This is a genomic window from Pseudanabaena sp. 'Roaring Creek', assembly GCF_001402795.1.
Taxonomy (GTDB): domain Bacteria; phylum Cyanobacteriota; class Cyanobacteriia; order Pseudanabaenales; family Pseudanabaenaceae; genus Pseudanabaena.
In genome coordinates this window covers 1-2,548 of sequence record NZ_LIRE01000516.1, presented here as the reverse complement: position 1 = coordinate 2,548, position 2,548 = coordinate 1, and the positions used below count along the sequence as shown (strand labels likewise).

Here is a 2,548-nt window from a genome sequence, read left to right as displayed (position 1 = left end):
TATAGATAATTCAAATAAAAACTACAGCTTCGACTTCGCTCAGCTAGCTTACACCGAGGGCTGAGCGAAGTCGAAGCCCGTCTACAAGTTATTTAAAACAACTATATCTTGTCATTCTCTTCCCATTAATGCCAATTCACTGAAGTGAAGCAACACTTCAGTGAATAAAAAACAAACCTAGAAAGATTTTGTAATTCCAAAAATGGCAACGCTATTTTTGGAATTGGTATAAATGGTTAAGAATGAGCAGTGTAGGGATGATCAAAACTAAGGATAGAAAGTCAGTTTTGGTAAAGCTAGCGACTCTTCCCATCCCATCATAATATTCATACATTGCACGGCTTGAGCAGCTTGACCTTTCATCAAATTATCGATCGCCGAAACGACAATAACTCGCCCAGTCCGCTCATCGACCTCTACACCGAGATAACAAAGATTTGTACCTAACGCCCATTTAGTTTGGGGGAAGATATTTTTGGGTAGAACCTGCACCCATTCTGAATTGCGATAAAAAGATTTATAAATTGTTAATACATCTTCTTTGACCAATCCAGGATCGCGTAATTTTGCATATACCGTCGAAAGAATACCGCGAATCATCGGGATCAGGTGCGGAGTGAATTGAACTAATACCTCTTGACCTGCCATATCACTACAGATCTGCTCGATTTCAGGGGTATGACGATGACTGGCAATACCATAGGCTCCGAGCGATCCATCAGCTTCCGCTAGTAATAGATTGGTTTTAGGCTGACGACCGCCACCTGATGTTCCTGACTTAGCATCAATAATAATCGTACTAGGATCGACTAAGCCCTGTTTCAGCAATGGCTGCAAAGCCAATAGGCTTGCGGTCGGATAGCAACCCGCACAGCCGACTAAGTCAGCAGTGGCAATGCGATCGCGATAGATTTCAGGCAGTCCATAGACGGCCTTACTATTAACTTCAGTATCAGTTCGCGATTCTTTGTACCAAGATTCGTATACTTGCAAATCGGTAAAGCGATAATCTGCGGATAGATCGAGAACTTTGCATCCCTTCGCCAGTAGTCTCGGTGCAATTTTACTAGCTAAGCCATTGGGTAACGACAGGAAGACAATTTTACAGCGATCGGCGATCGCCTCAGGCTCAAGATTTTCAATGGGTAAATTAACAGCATGGGCTATATGCGGATATAGATCCGCAAAATTTTGACCAACAGAACCACTACCACCCATATAGGTAACCTGCACCGATGGATGCTCTAGCAGCAACCTAACCAGTTGAATGCCACCATAACCTGACGCACCAATAATGCCTACGGGGACTCGATCCTGTGCGTTCATAAACTTACTCCATCAAACTATTAAAATTACTTTTCGTGTTTGGGGTAACAACTTAGCACAAGCCAAGACTTAACCCAAGTTAATAACTAAATTAATAAATTAATTAAGTACTTCATCATAATTAAATCCAGATCTAAAACCTGCGGTGCACGCTCAGCGTGCGCTGCAGGTTTTAGGTTTTTATATTTAGTTAAGCCCACTAATACCAATTTACGAAAGTGTGACAACACTTCAGTGAATTAAAAAACAAACCTAGTAAGGGTTTGAAAAACTAAAAATGGCTACGCCATTTTTAGTTTTGGTATTACTTACCTACTGTTAATAGCTACTCTCTGCCCATCAAAAGATGGTGTTGCTAAATAGGTAAGGATAGGCAGCGCGAATCACCACCTATCCTTACTATATAAATCCTTGATTTTTTGAACTACGCCATAGATATGGCAATCCTAAATGAATTGAGAGAGGCATAGACAATGCTCAGCCATCTTCTCTCGATCTCTGGGCATTGTCTCTCTGCCCTAATCTTTCTTGTATAACTGTCGCCAAGTGTACTAGGACATAAAACCCAAGAATTAATTGGCGGCGCGAAGCACCGCCAATTAATTCTTGGGTTTTGATTTGTTCTAATTCAAGTGACTGTAGCTATAAATGCTTTAGGAATCTTAAGTAGCTGGTCATAATTAAAAACCAACCCTTAAACCTGTAGCGTCCGCGCAGCGGACGCTACAGGTTTAAGGGTTTTATACTTAATTGCTCCCATTTACTTATATAGATGCTATTGGCGCAGGAGTAAGCTTTTTTCATAATTATGATTGTCAGTTGTTATTTTTGGGATTGCATTTAATTAACCCTAAATACCTAGCTATCCCAAATGGCTTTTGAAAAGCTTCCTTTTGGTTGCACTTCCAGCAATCTAAAACACCCTAAAATATCTAGCATCGCTGCATAACATTTGCAAATCTTATAGCAAACCTATATTATTTGCATTTTTTTTATTTATAGAAGTGCAACCTGAAGTAAATTGACTTCTGTAAATATATTTACCTGACGACAAATAGGGATAAATCACCTATATGGGTGAAGAAAGATGTCGTCAACTAGTGTCAAGTTTGAGTTGGTCAACCCATTAAGAGCATTTGTATCCCATATATTAAAAAATATCCCCTTCTTAAATTATACAAATTGATATTTAGACGAATTTAATTAAAGATTAGTTCAAAAG

Annotated in this window: 1 protein-coding gene; it reads right to left on the bottom strand. The window is 39.4% G+C overall.

What is annotated here, in order from left to right; genetic code table 11:
• Window positions 1–267 precede the first annotated feature (267 nt).
• Window positions 268–1,326 (bottom strand): N-acetyl-gamma-glutamyl-phosphate reductase, encoded by a 1,059-nt coding sequence (argC, locus tag AC805_RS15835; protein WP_055076315.1) that lies wholly within the window; start codon window positions 1,324–1,326, stop codon window positions 268–270.
• Window positions 1,327–2,548 lie beyond the last annotated feature (1,222 nt).